Here is a 26,537-nt window from a genome sequence, read left to right as displayed (position 1 = left end):
AAGGCCTGATAGCGCTTTGCCTATCAGGCCTATCGTAAACCGAATGTATTGTCTGAAAAAAAACAGCGCCCAACACCACACCGGGCGCTGCATGGCAACCTTATTACAGACCGTTCACCGCCTGGCGCATACCCTGCACCAGAATCATCTCCAGATTGGCCGTCACCTGCCCGGCAAACCCAGGTAACAACGTCAAATCCTCTCCCCAGTGTGCCGCATCGCCAAGCACGGCATCCACCAGTTCACGCAACGTTAAATCGTTGCCAACTCGCGGCCACAGGCTGGCATACAGGCTTACCCACTGCTCATCATCCTGTATCGGATAGCGTTCCCCATCGCGCTCTGCACGATAAAACGCCAGCAGCGCAGCGAGGGCAAACGTTAACCGCACGGGCCAGCGCCCATTGTGCTTACCCGCCAGCAGCTGCGGCAAAATTCGGGTGCGGAATTTGGTCATCCCGTTAAGCGCAATGGAAAGCAACTGGTGGCGAATGTAGGGGTTCTGAAAACGCCCGCTCACCGCATCGGCAAATTCACGCAATTCGTCCGCTGGGAGATCCAACACCGGAATAATCTCCTCACTAATCGCCCGCTCGACAAAGCGGCGGACATCAGCATCCTGCATCGCCTCGCCAACGGTCTCCAGCCCGCACAGCCACGCGACCGGCACCAGAGCCGTATGCGCACCATTGAGGATAGCGACCTTGCGCTCTTTGTACGGTTTGATATCGCTCACCACACGGATATTCAGCGGACACTGCGCCAGCTTCAGCTCCTCTGCCAGCCACTGCGGCCCCTGGATCACAAACAGGTAAAAATGCTCCGCGGTATCGAGAAACGCATCGTGATAGCCAAGCGTAGCCTCCAGCGTAGCGGCTTCTTCGCGCGGGTAGCCGGTGACAATGCGGTCGACCAGCGTGGAACAGAACGTGTTTGCCGTCTCCACCCAGTCGGCAAATGCCGGAGGAAGCTGCCACTCCTGCGCATACCGCAACACCAGCGTTTTGAGCGCCTCACCGTTATAGTCGATAAGCTCGCACGGGATAATTACCCAGCCCTTATCCACCGCGCCCGCAAAGTGGTTAAAACGCTCCAGCAGCAGGCGTGTCAGCTTGGCCGGAAAACTCACCGGCGGCTCATCATCCACACGGTCAGCTGCGTGATAGCTAATTCCGGCTTCGGTGGTATTCGAAAACACAAAACGGATGTCCGCATTGTGCGCCAGCGCCAGATACGCCGCGAAATCCTGATACGGATTGATTTCGTTATTCACCGAACGGATAAGCCGTGCCTCACTCACGGCCTCACCCTGCTCGTTTAGCCCGCGAATAAGCGTGGTATAAAGCCCGTCCTGGGTATTCAGCGACGGCGGAAAATCGGTATTGATCGGGCGAACGATGGTCACACCAGCGTTCAGATCGGTTTGCTCGTTGAGGATATCCAGTTGCCAGTCAACAAACGCCCGCAGGAAGTTACCTTCACCAAACTGGATCACGCGCGTTGGGTAGCAGGCCCCCGGAAAATCACGTCGATTCAATGTCTTCATCGCATTTCTCCTCTCAGAACGTGATCACGCCTTTAATCAGTTCACGGTTGTTAATCACATCCCGTTCGTAGATTTCTGCCAGTGTGGCAAACGCGTAACGGTGCGTGAGCATCATGTCGGCGGTAAGTTTGCCTTCCGACATCAGACGGCCCACTTTGGCGAAATCTTCCGGCGTGGCGTTGCGACTGCCCATCATGGTGGTCTCTTTCTTGTGGAACTCAGGGTCAGAGAACTGCAAATCGCCTTTGAACAGCCCAACGAAAACGATGCTGCCGCCATGACGAATCAAATTCACCGTGTTATTCATCGCATGCTGATTCCCCGTGGCATCAATAACCTTTTGCGCCAACGAACCGCCAAACTGAGCGCGCAGCTGCGCATCAAAATCTTCAGCGGATGGGTCGATAACCGGGAGTCCCAACCGGGAAGACACGTGCTCCCGGCGTGCTGGACTGGTATCGGCGACCACCACCTGTGCGCCATCGGCTTTGGCAATCGCTGCCGCCCCCAGACCAATCGGACCCGCGCCGACCACCAGCACCTGCTCACTCGGAGCCACCGCCGCCCGGCGTACCGCATGAGCGCTGATAGCGTAAGGCTCAATCAGCGCCGCCGCCTGCGGGTCAATCCCCTGCGCATCCAGCAGGTTGGTCACCGGAACGGACAGATATTCACTGAAACCGCCATCCTGGTGCACGCCAATCACTGAAATCTTCTCGCAGCAGTTGGTGCGCCCGCTCAGGCATGCCGGACACTGCTGGCAGGCCACGTAAGGAATAACCGCCACCTGCTGACCATTTTTCAAATTCTGTATATTCTTACCCAGACCGACAATTTCCCCACATATTTCATGCCCTAATACACGCGGGTAGCTGAAAAAAGGTTGATTGCCACCCCAGGCATGAATATCGGTACCACAAATTCCTACCGACTTAATTTTAATTAATGCTTCACCCTCACCCGGAATAGGTATTTCGCGCTCTTTCCAGACTAATTTTTTAGGTTCCTGGCAAATCAACGTATTCATCGTAGACATGATTCTGCTCTCCTGTTTTTTTGTTGCCTCAGATATCAACGAAAATAAAAAAGACGGAGAAAGCAGAAACACAATCTGTGAATTCCAGCGCATAAAAATGTTTTAAATCGGGTTTTAATAGATAAAAAGGAGAAGCCATGAGCCGTTCGCAGAACTTACGCCACAATGTGATTAACCAGATAATCGATGATATGGCGCGTGGTCATATCCCTTCCCCACTCCCCTCACAAAGCGCACTGGCGGAGATGTACAACATCAGCCGCACCACCGTGCGCCATATGCTGAGCCACTTAGGCGAGTGCGGCGTGCTGACCCAGGTCGGCAGCCACTATGTCATCGTGCGAAAACCCGACCATGACGACGGTTTTGCCTGCACCACCGCCTCCATGACCGAGCAAAACCGGATTTTTGAGCAGGCGTTTTTCACCATGATCAACCAGCGACAGCTGCGTGCAGGCGAGAGCTTCTCCGAACTGCAGCTTGCCAGAGCCGCAGGCGTCAGCCCGGTGGTAGTGCGGGAATATCTTTTAAAATTCGAGCGTTACAACCTGATTAAAAACGAAAAACGCGGTCAGTGGAGCATGAAGCAATTCGATCAGGCCTATGCTGAACAGCTGTTTGAACTCAGAGAGATGCTGGAAACGCATTCTCTGCAGCATTTCCTCAATCTGCCCGATGATGACCCGCGTTGGTTGCAGGCTAAAACGCTGCTGGAGCGCCATCGGATCCTGCGCGACAGCATTGGCAGCAGCTTTCGCATGTTCTCGCAGTTAGATCGTGAGTTCCATGCTTTGCTACTCTCTGCTGCCGATAATGTATTTTTTAATCAATCACTTGAAATCATCTCCGTGATTTTCCACTTCCACTATCAGTGGGATGAGAGCGATCTCAAGCAGCGTAACATCATTGCCATTGATGAGCATATGACCATCCTCAGCGCGCTGATATGTCGCAGCGACCTGGATGCCACCCTGGCGCTCTGTAACCATTTGAATTCAGCCAAACAATCGATGATTCGCTCCATCAACCAGGGTTGTAACGTCGCTCATTAAGTACCGATAAAAAACAGCAAATCATTACCGGGAGCACGATTTTATAAAAATAAAAACGCCTGAAAAATACCTCTTGCCTATGCTCACGCTAAGTCGACTGCATTAAAAACTTTTGTGAGCGGTGATGAGCAAATTGATTCATCACTGGTATTTTTTCAATACTGCACAGTCCTGCTGTGTGAAAAATAAATTATTGAGGTTCAGGAGTCCGGCGTGGAAAAAAATAATATTACCCTCGACCCAAGTTCTTCGTTTGGCACGTCGTCATCTGCGGATATTAATGTTCCGCCTGAGGGCATGGTGCAACGCAGTAGCCGAATTAAACGTATCCAGACCACAGCAATGATTTTATTATTTTTTGCTGCGGTGATTAATTACCTCGACCGCAGCTCACTGTCTGTCGCCAACTTAACGATTCGTGAAGAACTGGGGCTGAGCGCCACGCAAATCGGCGTGCTGCTGTCGGTATTCTCTCTCGCTTACGGTATTGCGCAACTGCCCTGCGGCCCGCTGCTGGATCGCAAAGGTCCGCGCATTATGCTGGGATTGGGGATGTTCTTCTGGTCGCTGTTTCAGGCGCTGTCCGGCATGGTGCACAGCTTCACCCAGTTTGTGTTGGTGCGTATCGGGATGGGGATTGGCGAAGCGCCAATGAACCCGTGCGGCGTAAAGGTCATCAACGACTGGTTTAACATCAAAGAGCGCGGCCGCCCGATGGGATTATTCAACGCCGCCTCCACCATCGGGGTTGCCATTAGCCCGCCGATTCTAGCTGCCATGATGCTGGTAATGGGCTGGCGCTGGATGTTCATCACCATTGGCGTGCTGGGTATTTTCCTCGCCATCGGCTGGTACATGCTGTACCGCAACCGCGAGCAAATTGAACTGAGCGCCACGGAACAAGCGTACCTGAACGCCGGTAGCGTCAATGCCCGCCGCGATCCGCTGAGCTTTGCCGAATGGCGCAGCCTGTTCCGCAACCGTACCATGTGGGGCATGATGCTGGGCTTTAGCGGCATCAACTACACTGCATGGTTATACCTGGCCTGGCTGCCGGGCTACCTGCAAACCTCCTACAACCTGGATTTAAAAAGCACCGGATTAATGGCGGCGATCCCATTCCTGTTTGGCGCAGCCGGCATGCTGATTAACGGTTTTGTCACCGACTGGCTGGTGAAAGGCGGTATGGCGCCGATTAAGAGCCGTAAGATTTGTATTATCGCCGGGATGTTCTGCTCCGCGGCCTTCACCTTCGTCGTGCCACAGGCCACAACGTCAATGGCCGCCGTGTTACTGATCGGTATGGCGCTGTTCTGTATCCACTTCGCAGGTACCTCGTGCTGGGGTCTGATCCACGTCGCCGTCGCCTCACGTATGACAGCTTCCGTGGGCAGTATCCAGAACTTTGCCAGCTTTATCTGCGCGTCGTTCGCACCGATCGTCACCGGTTTTATTGTTGATACCACCAACTCTTTCCGCCTGGCGTTGATCATCTGCGGCTGCGTCACCATGGTGGGTGCCCTCGCCTACATCTTCCTGGTTCGCCAACCCATCAGCGATCCGCGTAAAGATTAATCCTCCAGATGCCCGATAACACCGCGTTTATCGGGCATGTTATGCTCCTCGTATGAACATCACCTTGCGCGCTACTACTCTGGCAGACACTGCCGCTCTTCCCGCCATCGAACGATCTGCGGGGCAACGTTTTTTACGCATCCCCGAACTGGCGTGGATTGCTGAAGACCAGATTTTATCGGCTGCTCAGCATCAGGCTTTTGCCGCCGCAGGCATAAGCTGGCTGGCGCAGGTCAATACGCTTCCGGTCGGTTTTTTGGTTGCCGAAACGCTGGGGTCATCGCTGTTTATTGCTGAACTGTCGCTGCATCTGGAGTGGCAGGGAAAAGGAATTGGCCGCAGATTGATTGAGTATGTTGCCGAACAGGCGCGCGCGAAAGGTTACACGTCGCTCACGCTGACCACCTTCCGCAATGTGCCGTGGAATGCGCCATGGTACGCGCGACTGGGATTTGAAATGCTGGCTGACGAGACTCTGCCTGCAAAGTTGCGCCAGAAAAGAGAAGAGGAAGCGGCGCATGGACTGGCATTTGAATCGCGCTGCGCCATGCGCCTGATGTTGCGCTAATTGCCCGATGGCGGCTACGCCTTATCGGGCCTAAGTAACATTTCCGGCAACCACGTAACTTTCCCGTAGCCCAGATAAGCGATAGCGCCATCCGGCAACCACGTATCTTTCCCCGTAGGCCGGATAAGCGATAGCGCCATCCGGCAACCACGTAACTTTCCCGTAGGCCGGATAAGCGATAGCGCCATCCGGCATCACAGGCTTAGAACGTTTCCCAGTTATCCCCGGCATCCGTTACCGCGGCTTTGCGCGGCTGGACCGTTGAAACCGGTTTAGCGGCCGCAACGTCACGCGCGCGCTGTTGGTCATGCTGAATACGGAACACGGCAACGGCCTGAGTAAGGCGGCTAGCCTGCTCTTCCAGCGCCGCAGCGGCGGCGGCGGATTCTTCCACCAGCGAGGCGTTCTGCTGCGTCACGCGATCCATCTCGGCAACGGCCAGACCCACCTGGTCAATACCGCGGCTCTGTTCATCAGAAGCAGAGGCGATTTCACCCATGATATCGGTCACGCGGGTTACCGCATTGACGATCTCATCCATGGTTTCACCGGCGCTTTCTACCAGGGTTGAACCGACATCCACGCGGCTGACCGAGTCTTCAATCAGGCTCTTAATCTCGCGCGCGGCCTGCGCACTACGCTGGGCCAGGTTACGCACTTCACCCGCAACCACCGCAAATCCACGGCCCTGCTCACCTGCACGTGCTGCTTCTACCGCGGCGTTGAGTGCCAGAATGTTAGTCTGGAAGGCAATGCCGTCGATGACGCTGATAATGTCGGCGATTTTCTGCGAACTGGACGCGATGTCACGCATGGTTTGCACCACGTTATCCACCACTTTGCCGCCTTTCTGCGCGGTTTCAGAAGCACTCAGCGCCAAATGGCTGGCCTGACGCGCGTTTTCGGCGTTCTGCTTCACGGTCGCCGTCAGCTGTTCCATGCTGGCTGCGGTTTCTTCCAGAGATGCAGCCTGCTGCTCGGTACGCGAGGAGAGATCGTTATTGCCCATCGCAATCTCGCTGGCCCCGCTGTAAATCGCGTTGGCACCGTTACGCACGTCACCCACGGTATTCATCAGCTCACCCTGCATATGGCGCAGGCTTTCCGCCAGCTGTCCAATCTCGTTGGAACCTTCCACCTCAATACGCTTCACCAAGTCACCGCTGGCGATATGACGAATGCTGTCGATCAGACGGTTCATAGGAGAGATAAGGGTCAGCTTGATACCAAACCAGACCGCAATAATCGCCGCCAGTACGGTAATCAGCACACAAACCAACACCCACATCGCCTGGCTGTAAGAGCTGTTGTTATCTGCCACCGCGATGTCATACAGGCGATCGTTCTGCTGCATGTAGTTGATATATTGCTTCTCAAAACCATCCTGATAGCGCTGTGTCGGTTGATCAAAGAACGCGTTGATCTTCCCGTCACCCAGTAACTGGATCAGCTCCGCCAGCGCACCGTGATAGATGTCATAGGTGCGATTGATCTCCTGGAAAGCGGCTTCGCTTTGGCGTGGATCGCGCGGGAGCGACTCGTAAATCGCCCAGTTTTTTTCCGTCAGCTTCAGCGCCGTACTCGCCACCTGCATCAGTTCGGCAACGGTCGCGCCGCTGCCGATATTGCTCTGATCCATCATGTAGCGAATGCCTGCCCGGTTCAGGGTGTTACGCGTTTGCAGCAGCTCAACCCAGGTGGCGTTCAGCGCAGACTGTTGCTGGCGAATGGTTTGCAGAACAGTAAAGTTCTCTTTGTCATTCTTAAGTGAGTTAAAAAACAAGCCGCCAGAGGCGAGCTGTAAAAGGCCAAATAGCGCCAATACCAGCAGTAAGCTGGTAACAATCTTCATTCGTTTTAACATGTTTTCTCTTTCCGCTAGACAGATACTCTGGTTTTCGGCCTGGAAAGAGAAAACTTTATGGTGCCAGCAATTGCCACAGAATTATCGTTTTCACATTAAATACCGTTCCCTATGACAAATTACGCAAAAAATTAGTCGTTCCATTACGTCTTAGGTGTAGGATTCCGTTTTTTGAAGGAAAGGATGCTTCTATGTTAAATCGCGATTTTGATCACCTATCCACCCTCGCACACCACTTTTTTGAACGTGAAGATATTCGCCAAAAGCTCAATATCATCGATCAGTACAACATCTCCGGTTGGGAAGTCTGGATGCAGATAGAATTTGCCAATCTGCTAGCTTCGACGGGTCATGAATGGTGGCGTGAGCAAACTCTTGCTTGCGATCTCCGGAAAAATCCACAGCGTTTGTCTGTACGTGCAGATTTCTTGTTGCGGAAAAAAGGCTGGACGCAGGATAGCTACATTGCGCTTGAACTCAAACAGAACCAGGATCCGACAAGCTGCGTCAGAAATATGATTGCTGATTTGGTTAAAAGCGCAAAAATCAAACGTTCGGAATTAGAGCTGCGTAGCTTCTGGACGCTGGGGGTAACGCCCCGCATAGATAAAGAGCGCCTCGATGAACTCATTGACTACTATCTGGATGAAAAATATTACCTGACTAAATCACGTAAGAAACATGTGTTGCTCAGAGACATCGAACATACGCCTTATTGTTATATCGTAATCTGAGTCTCTCAGTGAGGTGCTTTGTCAGTGGGAAAACACGGCATGTAGACAGGCAAACGCTATAATGCCGTGACCTCAATCACATAAATATCCCCGTTAACCCCTACTGCTTACCGCTCACTGACACTTGGGACCGCTTAAGCTGACATACAACCGCTCACTTATTTACCTTACTTTACGCGCGTAATTCTCTGGCAAGATCCCCCCAACATAGCAGTCAATTTACCTCCTCAAACACAAGATCAAACCCACGCGGCTTCGGCCAATTATTAATTAGATACCAGGTTTTACTATGGATACGAAAAAGATATTCAAGCACATACCCTGGGTGATTCTCGGAATCATCGGTGCATTCTGCCTCTCGGTAGTGGCATTACGTCGGGGTGAGCACATTAGTGCCCTGTGGATCGTTGTCGCCTCAGTTTCTGTTTATCTGGTGGCCTATCGTTACTACAGCCTGTACATCGCCCAAAAGGTGATGAAACTTGACCCAACGCGTGCCACGCCGGCGGTCATCAACAATGACGGTCTGAACTACGTTCCAACCAACCGTAACGTCTTGTTTGGTCACCACTTTGCCGCTATCGCAGGTGCTGGTCCGCTGGTTGGGCCGGTACTGGCTGCGCAGATGGGCTACCTGCCTGGTACGCTGTGGCTGCTGGCAGGCGTCGTGCTGGCCGGTGCGGTGCAGGACTTCATGGTACTGTTTATCTCTTCCCGCCGTAACGGTGCATCTCTGGGTGAGATGATCAAAGAAGAGATGGGCCCAATACCGGGAACCATTGCGCTGTTCGGCTGCTTCTTAATCATGATCATCATCCTCGCAGTACTGGCGTTGATCGTGGTGAAAGCGCTGGCAGAAAGCCCGTGGGGTGTGTTCACCGTCTGCTCAACCGTACCTATCGCGTTGTTCATGGGGATCTATATGCGATTCCTGCGACCGGGACGCGTGGGCGAAGTGTCGGTGATTGGTATTGTGCTGCTGGTTGCCTCTATCTACTTCGGCGGCGTGATTGCGCACGACCCGTACTGGGGCCCGGCGCTGACCTTTAAAGACACCACCATTACCTTTACCCTGATCGGCTACGCATTTATCTCTGCGCTGCTGCCGGTATGGCTGATCCTCGCCCCGCGCGACTATCTGGCTACCTTCCTGAAAATCGGCGTTATCGTCGGTCTGGCGGTGGGGATTGTTATCCTCAACCCGGAACTGAAAATGCCGGCAATGACGCAGTACGTTGATGGTACTGGCCCGCTGTGGAAAGGCGCTCTGTTCCCGTTCCTGTTCATCACCATCGCGTGTGGTGCGGTATCTGGCTTCCACGCGCTGATTGCTTCCGGTACCACACCGAAGCTGCTGGCCTGTGAAACCGACGCGCGCTTTATCGGTTACGGCGCAATGCTGATGGAATCCTTCGTCGCAATTATGGCGCTGGTTGCCGCGTCTATCATCGAACCAGGTCTGTACTTCGCGATGAACACCCCGCCTGCGGGCCTTGGCATCACCATGCCGAACCTGCATGAAATGAGCGGCGAAAACGCACCGCTGATTATGGCGCAGTTGAAAGACGTCACCGCACATGCGGCAGCGACTGTCAGCTCCTGGGGCTTCGTCATTTCGCCTGAGCAGATCCTGCAAACCGCGAAAGACATCGGTGAACCGTCCGTTCTGAACCGCGCAGGTGGCGCACCGACGCTGGCTGTTGGTATCGCTCACGTGTTCCACAAAGTGCTGCCGATGGCTGATATGGGCTTCTGGTACCACTTCGGTATTCTGTTCGAAGCGCTGTTCATCCTGACCGCACTGGATGCCGGTACCCGTTCTGGCCGCTTTATGCTGCAGGATTTGCTGGGTAACTTCGTGCCGTTCCTGAAGAAAACCGACTCCCTGGTTGCGGGTATCATCGGTACTGCGGGCTGCGTAGGTCTGTGGGGTTACCTGCTGTATCAAGGCGTTGTTGACCCGCTGGGCGGCGTTAAGAGCCTGTGGCCGCTGTTCGGTATCTCTAACCAGATGCTGGCTGCCGTGGCACTGGTTCTCGGCACCGTGGTACTGGTTAAAATGCAGCGCACCAAATACATCTGGGTTACCGTTGTTCCGGCAGTATGGCTGCTTATCTGCACCACCTGGGCGCTGGGTCTGAAACTGTTCAGCACCAACCCGCAGATGGAAGGCTTCTTCTTCATGGCGAATCAGTACAAAGAGAAGATTGCTAATGGCGGCGAACTGACCGCTCAGCAGATTGCCAACATGAACCACATCGTCGTCAACAACTACACCAACGCAGGTCTGAGTATTCTGTTCCTGGTGGTGGTGTACAGCATCATTTTCTACGGGTTCCGTACCTGGCAGAAAGCCCGCGCCATCAACGGTCGCTCTGATAAAGAGACACCGTATGTACCGGTGCCGGAAGGCGGCGTGAAGACATCTTCACACCACTAAGATGTATTCAGCCCCGCTCCGGCGGGGCTTTTCGCTTATCAGGATTGTTTATGTTTGGTACTTTAGGGCAAGCTAAAAAATATCTCGGTCAGGCGGCGAAGATGCTGATTGGCATTCCGGACTACGACAACTATGTCGAGCACATGAAGACCAACCATCCCGATAAGCCGTACATGACCTACGAAGAATTCTTCCGCGAGCGCCAGGAAGCCCGCTACGGTAGCGGCGGAAGCAGTTGCTGTTAGAAGGAGAAGTGAATGACCCCGATTGCAGTTACCCTACTCACCGGTTTTCTTGGCGCGGGTAAAACCACCCTGCTGCGCCATATTCTCAACGAGCAGCACGGTTACAAGATTGCCGTTATCGAAAACGAATTCGGCGAAGTCTCGGTGGACGATCAGCTGATTGGCGATCGCGCCACGCAGATCAAAACCCTGACCAACGGCTGTATTTGCTGTACCCGCTCCAGTGAACTGGAAGACGCATTGTTAGATCTGCTCGACAACCTCGACAAAGGCGCCATCAATTTCGACCGTCTGGTGATCGAGTGCACCGGCATGGCCGACCCCGGCCCGATCATTCAGACCTTTTTCTCCCATGAAGTGATTTGCGAACGCTACCTGCTGGACGGCGTAATTGCGCTGGTTGACGCGGTACATGCCGACGAGCAGATGAACCAGTTCACCATCGCCCAGTCGCAGGTAGGCTACGCAGACCGGATCCTGCTGACCAAAACCGACGTCGCAGGTGAAAGCGAAAAACTGCGTGAGCGCCTGGCGCGCATCAACGCCCGTGCGCCGATTTACACCGTGACACATGGTGATATCGACCTCTCCCTGCTGTTCGATACCAACGGTTTTATGCTGGAAGAGAACGTAGTCAGCGCCAAACCGCGCTTCCACTTTATCGCCGACAAGCAAAACGATATCTCCTCGATCGTCGTCGAGCTGGATTACCCGGTCAACATTAGCGACGTGTCGCGAGTGATGGAAAACCTGCTGCTGGAATCCGCCGAGAAGCTGCTGCGCTACAAAGGTATGCTATGGATTGAAGGCGAGCCAAACCGCCTGCTGTTCCAGGGCGTCCAGCGCCTGTACAGCGCCGACTGGGACCGCCCGTGGGGCGACGAGCAACCGCACAGCCAACTGGTGTTTATCGGCATTAATTTGCCGGAAGACGAGATCAGAGCTGCGTTTGCGGGATTGAAGAAGTAATCCCCTGCTGAATTGCCCGGTGGCGCTACGCTTACCGGGCATGGAAATAGCACTTTCCCGTAGGCTGGATAAGGCGCAGCCGCCATCCGGCACTTGCCCCCACTCACTCGGTAATTACAAACCGCGTCGCGGCAAAGCAGTTCAAAACCCGGTGCACCAGAAATACCATGGTGAGCGTTGCCACCAGCGCGACGGTGACGGAGGTGATGCGGTACAGATCGCTGAACACCAGGTCCTGATCCGGGTGCAGGTTCTGACCAAACATAATGCCGATAGTAGTGATACTGGCAAAACCCACGCCCGCCCCGACTTTTTCCATTACGTGCAGGCGGGCGCTGAACGCCAGCCCGAGGCCAATCAGCGGCATCATCAGCAGCATATGGTTGCTGAAATCATAGATAAGCAGCTGCACCAGCAGAATATACAGGCAGGCCAGCACCACGCCGACCACGCGCCAAATCGAGCTGATCACCGCACCGCGGTAGTGCATCGGAAACAGGATCAAAATGCCGGCCATCAGCGCCGACAGCGAATCACTCAAATCGCAGATCTGGAAGACCACAAAAATCATCGTCGCCACCGTGCCGGAAAGCAGCGATTCATGGCGCACCCGGGCGGCATCTTTCTCAATGCGCGGCGGTGGCTGGCGGGGTTCCACGTCCGGGATCAGATAATGCAGCAACGCGCTCAGCGCCACCGCCATGACGCAGGCTTCCATATTGGAGAACATCAGCGTATGCCAGTTGGTGGTGGGATAGCTCATAAAGTTGAGCATCGTGCTCTGGCATACCACGCCCATCGAACCGAGCAGAAACAGTGGCCCTTTGCTCATAAAACGAAAACGCATCACGTACAGGCCGAACACCACCAGTGTCATAACCAGCGGCCACTGCGACAGATAGCCGACGATCAGCACCATTTCGACACAGTTCACCGCCGCGCTGAACACAAACTGTGTTGCCACATGGCGGTTGAATACCGGTACCAGCGACAGCAGCATCAGCGGATAAACCACAAAAAATACGCCGTACTGCACGTTGTAGAAGGTCGAGATACTCAGCGCGATTGTCCCGGCAACGGAGATACGCAGGGTCTGGCGAAAATCATTGGCGGTGTAGACAATATTCCCGTGCGGCGTAAAGACGTGGGCCAGCGTGTTAATAGACATAATGTAGCCAGCTGACGAGGTGGATCTGCGCCCCGGCAAAGGTGCGGGCGAATACGCCCTGGCTGTTATACAGCTGTACCGTAGCGCGCGCCCCGGTCGGTAACGGCGTGTCGAGCGGTTCGTTCAGCGCGACGTGAATGCGCATACGCTGGGCATCGCGCACCCAGCGGGTGGACTGTTCCGGCTGCGACAGCTGGCCGTTAACCTGCTCCTGACCCGCCAGAATACCGGCATCGCTGCTGGTGACGCGGGCAGAGAAAACCTTGCCCGGCAAGGCATCGAACACCACGGCGGCATCGGTATTCACGCGAGTGTGGCGCAGACTTTTCTCGCGAAAGTCGGCCACGATATCGGTCTGATGGCTGACCAGCGCCAGCAGCGGCGTGGCCGCGGTGGCGTAAAGCCCTGGGCTAAGCTGGAGATTACTCACCGTACCGTCGGTCTGGGCATATACTTTGCTCCAGCCGAGGTTCAGTTGCGCCTCTTCCAGCGTGTTACGGTATTTTTGCAGCGTTACGTTACGTTTGTCATTGCGCTCGCCGCGCTGGATCAACAGGTTCTGAATACTGGCATTCAGCGCCGCCACCGACTGCTCGCTGGTTTGCCAGGCGGTACGCACCTTGTCGAGATCGGATTGCGACACATTCTGCATGGCGCTCAGGCGCTGATAGCGGTCTAAGGTGGTCTTATCGTTGCGGGCGTTGAATTGCGCGGTGCGCAGGTTGGCGCGGGCAGAGACAATCTGCGCATCCAGCTGTTGGTTACTCAGCTTCGCCTGCTCAAGGGCAATTTGCGCAGCCTCGACCTTATTGATAAATGGCGTCGGATCCAGTTCGTACAGCAAATCGCCCTTCTTCACCTGGCTATTATTGTGTACATGCACCTGCGAGACGTAGCCGGAAACGCGTGAGGAAACAGGCGTTACCACGCGCATCACCGTGGAGTCCGGCGTCAGCGGGATCCAGATATCGGCAACGATAAACCAGGCGAATATTACCAGGAAAGCGGCAATACTCACCCTTACCCAACGGGCAAATTTTTGTTCTGGGGTCATCATAGTTTTTTAGTGTTGATTGTCTTCTTCGCGGATTGTCCGCAGATTGCAGGCGATTTGATTGAGCGTGGCGCTGAAGGAAGCGAGTTCCGCCTCAGGGATGGTGCAGGTGACGCGATGTTGGTATGTCTCTATCACCCGGTTGAGTTCGTCCAGCCTTGCGCGGCCTTGCGCGGTCAGCGCCAGCAGGCGGATGCGTTTGTCATAGGGCGATGTGGAACGCAGCAGATAGCCCTGCTTTTCCAGCTGCGAGAGGGTGCGCATCAGCGGCGGCAGTTCGATGCCCTGCATTTGTGCCAGTTCACTGACTGAGACGTTGTCTCCCAGTTGATACAGTTGCATCAGTACCGTCCAGCTGGACTGCGTCAGGCCAGTATCGGTGATGGCAGCATCAATAATGGCCCGCCACTGGCGCACCACCATTGCCATGCGCATCCCCATCGGGCGGCGGGCAAACAGTTCATCTTCAGTCATCTTACTTTCCTCTCATCGCTGAAGAGAAAATAATACTTATCAGGATAAGTATCAAGAAACGGACTAACCAGAAGCATGAATTGATAAATATTGTGAATGTAAAAGAGGCTGGGGCGATAACCCCCAGCCTCTGTCGATGAAAGAAAATCACTCCACCTGATCGCGTCGCAGCCCGACGTCCCGCAACCGCTCATCACTCATCTGTTGCAATACGCGCCGCGTTTGCGCTCGCAGCCGCCACGCCTTGTATGCCCGCCAGATCAGTACAAACCCAATAAACGGCTGTTTTGCTTTATTCTCGTGAAATTCCATACCTTGCCTCCCCGCCTTGCCAGAGGCTTTATCTTCACGGATCTGGCCTAAAACAATACAGACTCACAAAGTACTTTTATTTAACATACAGATTGGTTAAAAAGAGTTCTGCATCGCTTTTTTCACACCAATCTGTACTGATTTTTTAATCTGTATGGTACCCATGAGGGATACAGCATGACGCGTTACCAACATCTGGCCAATCTGCTGGCCGAACGCATTGAGCAAGGGCTGTATCGCCATGGCGAAAAACTGCCCTCGGTTCGCAGCCTGAGCCAGGAGCATGGGGTCAGCATCAGCACCGTCCAGCAGGCGTATCAGACGCTGGAACAGCGCCAGCTGATCACGCCCCAACCACGTTCCGGTTATTTTGTCGCGCCACAAAAAGCGCAGCCACCCGTGCCACCAATGTCGCGCCCGGTACAGCGTCCGGTCGAAATAACCCAGTGGGATCAGGTGCTGGATATGCTGGCTGGTCATGCGGACAAATCGATAATCCCGTTTAGCAGCGGCGTGCCCGATATTAATCAACCCAGCCTGAAGCCGCTGTGGCGCGAGCTCAGCCGCGTGGCACAGCACAACCTGCGCGCGATACTGGGCTACGATGAAATCTCCGGATGCCGTGAACTGCGTCAGCAGATTGCGCGGCTGATGCTGGACGGCGGTTCGGTGGTCAATGCAGATGATATTGTGATCACCAGCGGCAGTCAGAGCGGAATGTCGCTGGCGCTGCTGACGGTCTGCCAGCCCGGAGATATTGTCGCCGTTGAATCACCGGCCTACTACGGCACGATGCAGCTACTGCGCGGCTTAGGGATCAAGGTGATTGAGATCCCAACCGATCCGGATACCGGGATCAGCATTGAAGCGCTGGAGCTGGCGCTGGATCAGTGGCCGGTCAAAGGTGTACTGCTGGTTCCCAACTGCAACAACCCGCTCGGATTCATTATGCCGGATGCGCGTAAACGGGCGGTGCTCGCCCTCGCCCAGCGTCACGACATCGTCATTTTTGAAGACGATGTGTATGGCGAGCTGGCCACAGAGTACCCGCGCCCGCGCACGATCCACTCCTGGGACAGCGACGGCCGCGTAATACTCTGCAGTTCGTTTACCAAATCCGTCGCCCCCGGTCTGCGCGTGGGTTGGGTGGTGCCCGGTCGTTATTACAACAAACTGCTGCACATGAAGTACGCCGTCATTGGAACTAACGTTCCCGCTACGCAACTGGCAGCGGCTTCCTTTGTGCGCGAAGGACATTATCATCGACATATTCGTCGTATGCGCCAGATTTATCAGCGCAATATGGAGATCTACACCTGCTGGGTACGGGAATACTTCCCCTGCGGGATCTGCGTCACCCGACCAAAAGGTGGCTTTATGCTGTGGGTCGAGCTGCCGCTCCAGGTCGATATGGTCTGTGTCGCTAAGCAGCTCTGTCGCCTCAAAATCCAGGTTGCACCGGGTTCTCTGTTCTCCGCATCCGGGAAGTATCGCAACTGTGTGCGCATCAACTGCGCATTGCCGCCAAACGATAAGCATCGGGAAGTAATGCAGAAGCTCGGAGAGGCGGTAAAAACGGCAATAGAGTAGATCGAGCTGCCCGGCGCTTCCGGGTAGGCAATTAGGCAGTTTAAGCTATATCTAATGGCTTAAACCCTGAATATCTTCAGCGGAAAGTCGGGTGATTTTTTGTACCGTGCTGATATCGATGCCATCTGCCAGCATGGTGCGGGCAATACGCAGTGCCTCATCACGTCGCCCCTTTATCAGTCCTTCCTGTTTGCCTTCTTTTTTGCCTTCTTGTTTACCTTCCAGCTTGCCTTCAAGCCATCCTTTTTGAAATCCTGCCTCATGTAATCTGTCCGCGATCGTCATCAAATGCTCCTTGTGCTGCGGTGAACGTTCGGCAACCCCGCGAATAAACTCACTGAATCGAGGTGCATCGCCAGTTCGTAAAATATAATTAAACAGCGTCTTTATCTGAGTGTCATTAGTCAGTCCGGTAAGTAGCAGGGAAACAATTTGCTCGACCAACCCCATAAGATCGCGTTGACGGATATGTTTTTGGATTAACTCCAGCAGCGCCATACGTCGATGCTGCACAATTTCGTCATCCGGAATAACCGTAATATCCACCAGCGGAAACGCCGCAGCATACAGCTGACGAGCCAGCTTCGGGTTGGCAAACTCATCCAGCCAGCACAGCGAATAAGGGTACGGGCTTTTAGCGCCGTGATAAAACAGCATCGGCACCACCAGCGGCAACTGCTGATGCCCGGCATCTAAATGTTTCTGCATGGCCGCTACCGCATAGCGCATCAGTCTGAATGCCATATGCGCATCCGGTGTGCTTTGGTGTTCAATCACTACATAAATATATCCATCCCCATCCGTCGTTTTCACCGACCACAGCACATCGGAATAGTACGCACGTAAATTCTCTTCGATAAAACTGTCTGACTCGAGTTTAAGCGTCTGAAGATCGCAAAGCTCGCGCAGCGAAGCGGGAAGATGTATTTGTAGGAAATCCCGTGCAGTCTCAGGGTGACGTAAAAATGTTTTAAAAACCGCATCATGCGGTGTTGAAGTGGAAGCTTTGTTCATGGCGATCCTTCACCTGAAAATAAGATGCCATGACTGTAGCGCCGGAAAACCACATCCTCACCTGCAACTTTCTCTCTTTGCGAGGCGATTTCCGGGATAACAACATCCTTATGTAACGTCTGCATTTGTCTGGAACACGTCACGCAGAATCGCCATCTCAATGCGCATTCCCACTTTTTCACCACTCGGCCTGTGCTATAACAAATCATCACTTTCAGGGAGGACGCGATGTGACGCATACCCGGAATATTCCACAATCGTTCTGGCGTGATGAGCAGTTGCCGTGGCTGGAACTGCGCAGCACCTGGCAAAGCCAGCAGGCCTATAAGCGGCATCACCACTCTCAGCTCTCGATTGGGGCAATTCTCGAGGGGGAAACGTGCTGTCTGTGCGATGGCGAGGTATACCATCTGCAGGTGGGCGATCTGATTGTGATACCGCCTCTGGCACCTCACAGCTGTAATCCTGTTAACGGACAGTTTCGCAGCTATCATATGCTTTATCTTGATGCCCAGTGGTGTCTTGCTAATCTGCCTGCACAGAACACCCATCAGCGGCTTTGCACGCCTGCTCCCGTTATCCGCGATGCGCAATTATTCCAGCGTTATATGCACCTTGTGACGCTCATGCCGCAACGCCAAACCGCGCAAATAACGGATGCCGCACAAGCATTGCTGCACACGCTGCCGTTGCAGTCGGTCACACAAGACAACCTAAGCGCCACCAGCCAGTATCTGCGCGAACGGTTGCAGTCCAGCCTGCTCGCGCCGCCCTCGCTCGATGAGCTGGCACATGAGTGTCATATGCGTAAAGAGACGCTGATCCGTACCTTTAAGCAGGACACCGGGCTGACGCCAGGAAGTTATCTGAACATCATACGTATTGACTATGCTCGCCAGCGGCTTCGGGCCGGGGACGAAATTGCCGATGTCGGCTACCAGAGCGGATTTGCCGACCAGAGCCATTTCCATCGCACCTTTGTTCGCTACACCGCCGCCACACCGCGCCAGTACGCGTTGGGACGATCAATATCAGACAATAATTAGCGCTGTGTCAGGCGTACGGTGATCTCAGATTCATTCTCTGAGGTCGCTATGTCGCTGCTTTCTGTACTTTTTCCTTCTGCTTTTCCCGCGCTGGCACTGGCGCATTTCGTCGCATTGCTTAGCCCCGGGCCGGACTTCTTTTTACTGGTCGGTTACGCCGCACGATACCGGATGCGCGGCAGCGCCGGGTTGTGCGTGGGGATCGCTTTCGGCAACGGGCTGTATATTCTGCTGGCAATTATCGGTTGGGGGATCCTGCGCCAGCTTCCCCTGTTGTTTACGGTTATTGAGCTGCTGGGCGCGCTCTATTTATTGTGGATTGGCAGCCTGCTGGTACGCAGCCGCCCGCAAACGCTGACCGGAACAGACGCCCAGTCTACCTGTCCAGGATTTGGCAAACAGATACTACTGGGATTGGGTTCGTCACTGCTCAACCCAAAAAATGCGCTGTTCTATCTGGCGCTAATGACCGCCCTGCTCGGCCCGTCGGTGACGCTGCTGCAACAAACCATGAGCGGGATCTGGATAACCAGCATAGTGCTGTGCTGGGATCTGCTGATCGTGATGTTCATCAGTTTACCGCAGATCCAGAGACGGTTATCCAGAGGGATATTATGGGTAGAACGTATCGCTGGCGGTGTATTGATTATCTTCGGTTGTGCCATCGCTCTGCGGTTTTTGCAGAGCATCGTAGTCTGATTTGCAGGGCGATTTTCTGCACATAAACCGGATAAACTCGTTTAATTAATATCCAATCCGCATTAAACTGCGGATGGTTATTACCCGTTCAACTTACTCTTCCTGAGGTGCGATGTGCTGATTGTTACCTGTAATCGTTACGTTTTCTGACCCCGCGTCAGTGAGCGTATCTTCTGTTTGCGCTTCGCGCAGACAGCGTTTTTGATTACATGAAATTCAGTACATTTGCAGTCTGCTTTTTTCTGTCATCGGTCTGACGTCTCAAAGACGGTATTGAATTTCGCTATTCCCGTTGAGGGTTTTCTCCCGACAAGGAGCTGTTTTATGCAACGGATTCTCGCGTTTTTCTCCCAACGCGCCACAACGCTATTTTTTCCTGTCGCGTTAATTTTATATGACTTCGCCGCCTATCTGTCGACGGACCTGATCCAGCCTGGCATCATCAATGTGGTACGTGATTTCAACGCCGATGTTAGCCTGGCACCCGCTGCGGTGAGCCTCTATCTGGCGGGCGGCATGGCGTTGCAATGGCTGCTGGGGCCGCTTTCCGACCGAATTGGCCGTCGACCCGTGCTGATTGCGGGGGCGTTAATCTTTACCCTCGCCTGTGCTGCCACGCTGTTCACTACCTCAATGACGCAGTTTCTGGTAGCCCGATTTGTGCAGGGTACCAGCATCTGTTTTATCGCGACCGTTGGCTATGTCACGGTGCAGGAGGCGTTTGGGCAAACGAAGGCCATTAAGTTAATGGCGATAATCACTTCCATTGTGTTGGTTGCACCGGTTATCGGCCCACTCTCCGGAGCGGCGCTAATGCACTTTGTACACTGGAAGATCCTGTTTGCCATCATTGCCGTCATGGGGTTTATCGCTCTGATTGGGTTAATGTTAGCCATGCCGGAAACCGTCCAGCGCGGCGCGGTGCCGTTCAGTGCCCGCGGCGTAGTGCGTGATTTCCGCGACGTTTTCCGCAACCGGGTGTTCCTGTTTGGCGCAGCCACGCTGTCGTTAAGCTATATCCCGATGATGAGCTGGGTGGCGGTCTCACCGGTTATTCTGATCGATGCTGGCGGCATGACCACATCGGAGTTTGCCTGGGCACAGGCCCCGGTATTTGGCGCGGTGATCGTCGCCAATATGGTGGTCGTCCGCTTCGTGAAGGATCCGACCCGGCCACGCTTTATCTGGCGAGCGGTTCCCATTCAGTTGAGCGGGCTGGCGGTATTGATTGCTGGCAATTTACTGTGGCCGCACGTGTGGTTGTGGTCAGTGCTGGGGACCAGCCTGTATGCGTTTGGCATTGGAATGATCTTCCCGACGCTGTTCCGCTTTACGCTGTTTTCCAACAACTTACCGAAGGGTACGGTTTCCGCATCGTTGAATATGGTGATCCTGACGGTGATGGCGGTTTCTGTCGAAATTGGGCGTTGGTTATGGTTCAACGGCGGCAGGATTTCGTTTCATCTGCTGGCGGTTGCGGCAGGGATAGCTGTCGTGTTCACGCTGGCAGGTTTACTCAAACGGGTACGCCAGCATGAGGCAACGACGTTAGCCACTGAAAACTAACCTGCCCGCTTATCCGGCCTACGACAACTATGTAGGCCGGATAAGGCGCTTGCGCCGCATCCGGCTACGCTCACCTCACCTTACGCAATGCGTGCAAATCCCGCTTCCAGATCGGCAATCAGGTCGTCGATATCCTCAAGGCCAATATGCACCCTGACCAGCGTGCCGCTGAAATCTACCTCTCCAGCCGGGCGAATGCTGTTCAGCTCTTCCGGCTGGTTCGCCAGAATGAGCGACTCAAATCCGCCCCACGAATAGGCCATATGGAACAGCGAGAAGTTATCGAGGAAATTCGCCATCTGTTCGTCGGTCAGTCTCTTTTTCAGCACAAACGAGAACAGGCCTGAGCTTCCGATAAAATCACGCTGAAAATACTCATGGCCCGGACATTCCGGTAATGCCGGATGATTCACCCGTGCCACTTCCGGCCTTGCCGACAGCCAGCGGGCAATATGGATGCTGCTCTCCTGATGCTGCTTAAGGCGTACCGCCAGGGTGCGCAATCCGCGGCTGCCGTTGTAGGCCGTATCGGCATCCAGCGTTTGCCCCATCAGATAGGAGTTCTCACGTAAACGATCCCAACAACGGGCGTTCGACACCGCCGTGCCCAGCATGGCGTCCGAATGGCCGATGGTGTACTTCGTTCCCGCCTGAATGGAAATATCCACGCCATAATCCAGCGCTTTGAACAGCACGCCTGCCGCCCAGGTGTTGTCGATCATAATGACAATCTCCGGATTCACCGCGCGGATAGCCTTCACCATCCCCGGCACGTCCTGGACTTCCATGGTGATAGAACTTGGTGACTCAAGGAATACAACCTTTGTTTCCGGACGCAGAAGATCGACGATACCTGCACCAATCAGCGGATCGTAATACGTTGTTTCCACGTTGAATTTACTCAGGATCTTATTGCAAAAATCCTGGGTTGGTTCATAGGCCGCACCCGTCATCAGAATATGATCGCCACCCTGAACAAACGCCAGAATCGCATTGGTCACCGCCGCAGCACCACATGGGTACAGCGCGCAGCCAACGCCGCCCTCCAGTTCGCTCATTGCCTTCTGGAAGGCAAAGTGGGTATAGGTTCCGCGACGACCATAAAACAGCTCGCCGTTCGCGCGATTGGCGGTGGCAAATTTCTTGTCCTTCACGGTATCAAATACCAGTGAAGAGGCGCGTTGGATAACCGGATTCACCGCTCCCTGGGTATAGCGTTTGTCGCGACCAGCAACAACCAGGTGCGTTTCAAGCTTCATTGCGTCTTTCATAACATCTCCTGTTCTTAATCCGTGTGAGACCTATACCACCGCAGCAGTAGAGTTTATTTCAGTGTTGGTCTGCTTTTTTCCAGCGAACCGTTCAACAATCTGCGCCGCATTCAAATCATGGATAACGTTAATCAGTGTGGCCGGCGCATCAGTAATGGTGCCCAGCACCACCAGCATCGGGATTGCTTCCATCGGCAGGCCCAGCGTGGTGACGATAAAGATTTCCCCGAGGAACGCCCCGCCCGGCACGCCACCAACGATAATGGCGGAGAGCACCGCAATCAGCATCGTCAGGAAGAAGGTTTCGGTGGTGAATTCCATGCCCATCACGGAATAGATAAAGACAATTTTTAGCGCGGCAATCATCGCCACGCCGCCCTTGTTGAGGTTAACCAGCAGCGGAATGGAGACATCAACGATTTCCGGGTTAATCCCCATCGCCTTACCGGCACGCAGCGTCACCGGGAGCGTCCCCAGTGAAGAGCAGGTACCCAGCGCGGTCGCAGACGGTTCAATCGCGTTACACCAGAAGGCTTTGACCGCCGGAATACCGCCGCCAATATACGAATAGAGAATCGAGCCAAAGACAAAGTAGACCAGCGTGGCAACCATAAACAGGCCGATGGCGCGGGCAAAGGTTAACAGTAGTGCAGAGTCCTGACTGGCCATGGTGGCGGCGAAGTAGCAGCCCAGACCAATCGGCGCGACCTTCATAATGATCGAAACGATCTTCATGATCACGGTATTGGCGTCTTCCAGCAGCGACGCAATACGTTTACCGGCCTGATCCGACTGGCCAATTGCGACACCGGCGATGATCGCCATTACGATCAGCGCCAGAATATTGGACTTAGAAAACAGTCCGATAAAGTCGCTGGTGGTGATCATACTGACAAAATCCATCTTACCGCTGCCCGCCTGCACCGACTGCGAGAGATCGATAGTGACGCCCTGCGCCGGGTTATACCAGAGCGCCAGCGCGACGATCCCGGCGGCTGGAATAAAGGCCATGGCGATCGAAACAATAAAGATAATCGCCATAATGCGTCCCAGCCTTTTCAGGTCGGTCATACTGGCGATCGAAGACATAACGCTGATCCCCACCAGTGGCACAATAATCATAAATAACAGGTTTAAGAATATCTGGCCTATTGGCTGGAGTTTACTTGCAAACGATGGGGCATAAATACCTAATAAGCCGCCAATCACCAGAGCAACTAATAAAATAATCGACGATTTGTAGGGTTCGAGTCGTGACCACATAATCGGTACCTTTAGAATAATAATTAATGAGATTAAATTCACAATGTGATGAGTTTCCGTTTCGCCTCCTTTTATTTTGTGACGTAACTCACCTAAGTTGTTATTTTTTCATTTTGCCAGCAAGTTGTTTCCTGTGATTCAATAGTTGCATGTTTAAAACGCGAATGTAACGGCCTATTCGTACCGTTTTTGCAAATCACTTGTGAATTAAAGGAAACTATGAGTACGCCGATTTCACTCAAGCATCTGGAGTTTTTTACTAAAATCGTCGACTGTGGAGGATTGTCAGAAGCCGCGGCGCAGCTCAACGTATCGCCGTCTGCGGTCAGCAAAAGTCTGGCCGCGATGGAAGACACGCTGGGCACGACATTAATTAAACGCACCACCCGCAGTATTACCCTGACCGACGCCGGGCAATATCTCTTCAACCGCGCTAATAAGCTTTTGAAAGAATTCGATGAAACGCTGAATACCACTTCCGGTTATTACCACAGCCCGCAGGGTGAATTACGCATAACCTGCTCAATTGCGTTTGGTTATTCCCGGCTGGTGAACCTGGTGGATAAATATCGCTCCCAGTTCCCGGATGTGAACCTATATATCGATCTCAACGATAACTTTGTGAATCTGAACGAAACAGATTTCGACATCGCCCTGCGCATCTCCACCGCACCGCCGCAAAACTATGCGATGCGCAAGCTGGTGCCTGTTCGCTGGGCGTACTGTGCCTCACCCGGCTACCTCGCCAAAAAAGGCATGCCCCAGCGTCGAAGCGATCTGGTGGATCATGATTGTCTGGTTTATCCCGGCCTCACACCGGTGCTGAAGGTGGCGGATGAACAGGATCGTCTGCATCAGTTGAAACTGCATATGCCGATCCAGGCCAACAGCAGTCTGGTATTGCTGAAGTCAGTGTTAGAAGATCAGGGAGTGGCGTATTTGCCCACCTATCTGATTGGCGATCATATTCAAAAAGAAGAGATAACGCCGCTGATGCTCGACGGCACTATCACCTGTGAAACTCACGCCCTGTATGCGCTGTACTTTCCCAGCAAGTACAGCAATCCGAAGGTGCGATCGTTTATCGATTTTCTGGTGGCGGAACTCGGCCCCTTGCCCGCCTGGGACAACTGGATCCCTGAGTAAGCCCAGCCCACCTGAAAATGGGAGGCGCTCCACATTTTTTGCGCGATCCCCCCGTCTGGCTCTATCCTTAAGCCTATGAATAAAATTGCTGAACTCAAACGCGCCAAGCGACTGGCACTCTCATTGCTGCTGATTGCCGCTGCCACCTTCGTCATCACGCTGTTTCTACCGCCTAACTTTTGGGTACTGGGGATCAAAGCGATCGCCGAAGCGGCGATGGTCGGCGCACTGGCGGACTGGTTTGCCGTGGTGGCGCTTTTTCGCCGGGTGCCGATCCCGTTTATCTCGCAGCACACGGCGATTATCCCGCGCAATAAGGATCGGATCGGCGAAAATCTCGGGCAATTTGTCCAGGAAAAATTTCTCGATACCCAGTCGCTGGTCGCGCTGATCCGCCGCCATGAACCGGCGCTGTTGATCGGCAACTGGTTCAGCCAGCCGGAAAACGCCCAGCGTATTGGCCAGCATCTGCTGCAGATCATGAGCGGTTTTCTCGAACTGACCGACGACTCGCGCATTCAGCGGCTGATCAAGCGGGCGGTGCACAAGGCCATCGACAAGGTCGATCTCTCAGGTACCAGTGCGCTGATGCTGGAAAGCATGACCAAAAACAATCGCCATCAGGTGCTACTCGACACGCTGATCGCCCAACTGATCGCCCTGCTCCAGCGCGACAGCTCGCGAGCGTTTATCGCCAGACAGGTCGTGCACTGGCTGGAAACCGAACATCCGCTGAAAGCGAAGATCCTGCCAACCGAATGGCTGGGCGAGCACAGCGCCGAGCTGGTGTCTGATGCCGTTAACTCCTTGCTGGATGACATCAGCCACGATCGCGCACATCAGATCCGCCATGCCTTCGATCGCGCCACGTTTAAGCTCATCGATAAGCTCAAACACGATCCGGAGATGGCCGTGCGGGCCGAAAGCCTGAAAAGCTATCTGAAGGAAGATGAAGCCTTCAACCGTTATCTTGGCGAGCTGTGGGCAGATCTGCGTCAGTGGGTGAAAACCGACATTAACGCCGATGATTCCCGCGTGAAGCAGCGCATCGCCAGCGCCGGGCAGTGGTTCGGCGAAACGCTGGTAGCCGACAGCGCCCTGCGCGCCTCACTGAATGAGCATCTTGAGCAGGCAGCACATAAAGTAGCGCCAGAGTTCGCCACCTTCCTGACGCGCCACATTAGCGACACGGTGAAAAGCTGGGATGCACGCGATATGTCGCAGCAAATCGAGCTGAACATCGGTAAAGATTTGCAGTTCATCCGCGTCAACGGCACGTTGGTTGGCGGTTCTATTGGGCTGGTGTTATATCTGTTGTCGCAAATTCCTTCCCTGCTGACGCTGGCGAATTTTTAAGGAGAAAAATTCAATGACGATGAACATCCGCATTTTTTCTCTGCGCGAAACACCGGCAAAACTGCACGAGGTCACCGCTTACTTTCAGCAACAATGGGCCTCAGAAGACTCCATGAGAGTTTACGAGGATGCACTGCATCGTTGTATTGGCGCAAAGAACCCGCTACCGCAGTGGTACTGGATGCAGGACGGCGACAGCATTGTTGGCTGCGCCGGATTGATCACCAATGATTTTATCAGTCGCGGCGAACTGTGGCCGTGGCTATGCGCGCTCTATATCGATCCTCGCTATCGTGGTCACGGTCTGGCGTTTCGCCTGATTGAACATATTGCGCAGCAGGCCAGACAGTTAGGCTTTATGCGGCTTCATTTGTGTACTGACCTGGAAGGTTTATACGAGAAAGCGGGATTTTACTTTGACGGGCCGGGCTATCATCCGTGGGGGGAAGTCTCACGGGTCTACAGCCGTAATCTGTAAGCGCACAATTGTTGTACATCAATAAAGCCAGATAAATTGCATGGTTATAATGCGACGTCTTTTTACTGTCT

Annotated in this window: 25 protein-coding genes; 14 read left to right on the top strand and 11 right to left on the bottom strand. The window is 54.0% G+C overall.

The genetic code is table 11. The features are described from left to right. Positions 1-103 precede the first annotated feature (103 nt). Positions 104-1,546, bottom strand: a complete 1,443-nt coding sequence (locus OGY10_RS04560) for a tagaturonate reductase (protein ID WP_286576365.1) — start codon at positions 1,544-1,546, stop codon at positions 104-106. Positions 1,547-1,559: 13 nt separating this feature from the next. Next, on the bottom strand, positions 1,560-2,582 hold the full coding sequence (locus tag OGY10_RS04555) for a zinc-binding alcohol dehydrogenase family protein (RefSeq protein WP_008786112.1): 1,023 nt from the start codon (positions 2,580-2,582) through the stop codon (positions 1,560-1,562). 137 nt (positions 2,583-2,719) lie between these two features. Between OGY10_RS04555 and OGY10_RS04550 the strand changes: the two genes are divergently transcribed. The 3 genes from OGY10_RS04550 (at position 2,720) to OGY10_RS04540 (ending at position 5,777) form a co-directional block, all read left to right on the top strand. After that, entirely contained in the window at positions 2,720-3,634 is a 915-nt protein-coding gene (locus OGY10_RS04550; RefSeq protein WP_003830023.1) for a GntR family transcriptional regulator, read from the top strand. A 213-nt stretch (positions 3,635-3,847) separates the two neighbouring features. Further along, complete coding sequence (locus OGY10_RS04545) at positions 3,848-5,209, top strand: MFS transporter (protein ID WP_003830025.1); 1,362 nt, start codon at positions 3,848-3,850, stop codon at positions 5,207-5,209. Between the two features lie 52 nt (positions 5,210-5,261). After that, positions 5,262-5,777, top strand: a complete 516-nt coding sequence (locus OGY10_RS04540; protein ID WP_286576363.1) for a GNAT family N-acetyltransferase — start codon at positions 5,262-5,264, stop codon at positions 5,775-5,777. Positions 5,778-5,807: 30 nt separating this feature from the next. On the opposite strand, the gene OGY10_RS04535 is transcribed toward OGY10_RS04540, so the two are convergent. After that, positions 5,808-6,008 carry a hypothetical protein gene (locus OGY10_RS04535; RefSeq protein WP_128316517.1) on the bottom strand — a complete coding sequence of 67 codons (201 nt, stop codon included), beginning with the start codon at positions 6,006-6,008 and terminating at the stop codon, positions 5,808-5,810. Further along, on the bottom strand, positions 5,980-7,641 hold the full coding sequence (gene tsr / locus OGY10_RS04530) for a methyl-accepting chemotaxis protein (RefSeq protein WP_286576360.1): 1,662 nt from the start codon (positions 7,639-7,641) through the stop codon (positions 5,980-5,982). Before tsr ends, OGY10_RS04535 begins: the two co-directional genes overlap by 29 nt. Before the next feature lie 191 nt (positions 7,642-7,832). On the opposite strand from tsr, the gene OGY10_RS04525 reads away from it, so the two are divergent. From OGY10_RS04525 to yjiA, 4 genes are all read left to right on the top strand, one after another. Then, positions 7,833-8,375, top strand: a complete 543-nt coding sequence (locus OGY10_RS04525) for a hypothetical protein (protein ID WP_003830032.1) — start codon at positions 7,833-7,835, stop codon at positions 8,373-8,375. A 289-nt stretch (positions 8,376-8,664) separates the two neighbouring features. Then, positions 8,665-10,815, top strand: a complete 2,151-nt coding sequence (gene btsT / locus OGY10_RS04520; protein ID WP_003830033.1) for a pyruvate/proton symporter BtsT — start codon at positions 8,665-8,667, stop codon at positions 10,813-10,815. Between the two features lie 50 nt (positions 10,816-10,865). Then, positions 10,866-11,060: a YbdD/YjiX family protein gene (locus OGY10_RS04515; RefSeq protein WP_003830038.1), complete on the top strand. Its 195-nt coding sequence runs from the start codon at positions 10,866-10,868 to the stop codon at positions 11,058-11,060. A 12-nt stretch (positions 11,061-11,072) separates the two neighbouring features. After that, entirely contained in the window at positions 11,073-12,029 is a 957-nt protein-coding gene (gene yjiA / locus OGY10_RS04510) for a GTPase (RefSeq protein WP_071692305.1), read from the top strand. Between the two features lie 103 nt (positions 12,030-12,132). On the opposite strand, the gene OGY10_RS04505 is transcribed toward yjiA, so the two are convergent. From OGY10_RS04505 to OGY10_RS04490, 4 genes are all read right to left on the bottom strand, one after another. Next, entirely contained in the window at positions 12,133-13,197 is a 1,065-nt protein-coding gene (locus OGY10_RS04505; protein WP_003830044.1) for a DUF2955 domain-containing protein, read from the bottom strand. After that, on the bottom strand, positions 13,187-14,254 hold the full coding sequence (locus tag OGY10_RS04500; RefSeq protein ID WP_286576358.1) for an HlyD family secretion protein: 1,068 nt from the start codon (positions 14,252-14,254) through the stop codon (positions 13,187-13,189). Before OGY10_RS04500 ends, OGY10_RS04505 begins: the two co-directional genes overlap by 11 nt. Positions 14,255-14,260: 6 nt before the next feature. Beyond that, complete coding sequence (locus OGY10_RS04495) at positions 14,261-14,725, bottom strand: MarR family winged helix-turn-helix transcriptional regulator (RefSeq protein WP_111466167.1); 465 nt, start codon at positions 14,723-14,725, stop codon at positions 14,261-14,263. Positions 14,726-14,872: 147 nt separating this feature from the next. Next, positions 14,873-15,037, bottom strand: a complete 165-nt coding sequence (locus tag OGY10_RS04490; RefSeq protein WP_008786105.1) for a DUF1127 domain-containing protein — start codon at positions 15,035-15,037, stop codon at positions 14,873-14,875. Between the two features lie 177 nt (positions 15,038-15,214). Between OGY10_RS04490 and OGY10_RS04485 the strand changes: the two genes are divergently transcribed. Beyond that, on the top strand, positions 15,215-16,627 hold the full coding sequence (locus OGY10_RS04485) for an aminotransferase-like domain-containing protein (RefSeq protein WP_191226448.1): 1,413 nt from the start codon (positions 15,215-15,217) through the stop codon (positions 16,625-16,627). A 51-nt stretch (positions 16,628-16,678) separates the two neighbouring features. Here OGY10_RS04485 and OGY10_RS04480 read toward each other — a convergent pair whose 3' ends face one another. Continuing rightward, positions 16,679-17,641, bottom strand: coding sequence for an Rpn family recombination-promoting nuclease/putative transposase (locus OGY10_RS04480; protein ID WP_191226449.1), 963 nt, complete (start codon positions 17,639-17,641; stop codon positions 16,679-16,681). Positions 17,642-17,871: 230 nt separating this feature from the next. Here OGY10_RS04480 and OGY10_RS04475 point away from each other — a divergent pair, with 230 nt between their 5' ends. The 3 genes from OGY10_RS04475 (at position 17,872) to mdtM (ending at position 20,952) form a co-directional block, all read left to right on the top strand. Then, complete coding sequence (locus OGY10_RS04475) at positions 17,872-18,687, top strand: helix-turn-helix transcriptional regulator (protein WP_191226450.1); 816 nt, start codon at positions 17,872-17,874, stop codon at positions 18,685-18,687. Positions 18,688-18,735: 48 nt separating this feature from the next. Beyond that, positions 18,736-19,386 (top strand): LysE family translocator, encoded by a 651-nt coding sequence (locus OGY10_RS04470; protein ID WP_191226451.1) that lies wholly within the window; start codon positions 18,736-18,738, stop codon positions 19,384-19,386. A gap of 324 nt (positions 19,387-19,710) precedes the next feature. Then, the gene (gene mdtM, locus OGY10_RS04465; RefSeq protein ID WP_191226452.1) at positions 19,711-20,952 is read left to right on the top strand and encodes a multidrug efflux MFS transporter MdtM; all 1,242 of its coding nucleotides are present in this window, start codon (positions 19,711-19,713) and stop codon (positions 20,950-20,952) included. A gap of 80 nt (positions 20,953-21,032) precedes the next feature. Here the strand turns inward: mdtM and metC are convergent, their stop codons facing one another. Further along, positions 21,033-22,223 (bottom strand): cystathionine beta-lyase, encoded by a 1,191-nt coding sequence (metC, locus tag OGY10_RS04460; protein WP_008786099.1) that lies wholly within the window; start codon positions 22,221-22,223, stop codon positions 21,033-21,035. Between the two features lie 30 nt (positions 22,224-22,253). Continuing rightward, complete coding sequence (locus OGY10_RS04455; RefSeq protein WP_186413771.1) at positions 22,254-23,486, bottom strand: dicarboxylate/amino acid:cation symporter; 1,233 nt, start codon at positions 23,484-23,486, stop codon at positions 22,254-22,256. 219 nt (positions 23,487-23,705) lie between these two features. On the opposite strand from OGY10_RS04455, the gene OGY10_RS04450 reads away from it, so the two are divergent. The 3 genes from OGY10_RS04450 to OGY10_RS04440 all read left to right on the top strand — a co-directional run bounded on the left by OGY10_RS04450 (position 23,706) and on the right by OGY10_RS04440 (position 26,466). Continuing rightward, complete coding sequence (locus tag OGY10_RS04450; protein ID WP_003845596.1) at positions 23,706-24,632, top strand: LysR family transcriptional regulator; 927 nt, start codon at positions 23,706-23,708, stop codon at positions 24,630-24,632. Positions 24,633-24,707: 75 nt separating this feature from the next. Beyond that, a complete protein-coding gene (locus OGY10_RS04445) occupies positions 24,708-25,988 on the top strand; it encodes a DUF445 domain-containing protein (protein WP_191226453.1) in 1,281 nt (426 codons plus the stop codon). A 13-nt stretch (positions 25,989-26,001) separates the two neighbouring features. After that, a complete protein-coding gene (locus OGY10_RS04440; RefSeq protein WP_191226454.1) occupies positions 26,002-26,466 on the top strand; it encodes a GNAT family N-acetyltransferase in 465 nt (154 codons plus the stop codon). Positions 26,467-26,537 lie beyond the last annotated feature (71 nt).

Source organism: Citrobacter sp. Cpo148, from assembly GCF_030332375.1.
Classification (GTDB): domain Bacteria; phylum Pseudomonadota; class Gammaproteobacteria; order Enterobacterales; family Enterobacteriaceae; genus Citrobacter; species Citrobacter portucalensis.
Note: the sequence above shows the minus strand (reverse complement) of the source record. Positions and strands in the feature narration are given on the sequence as shown.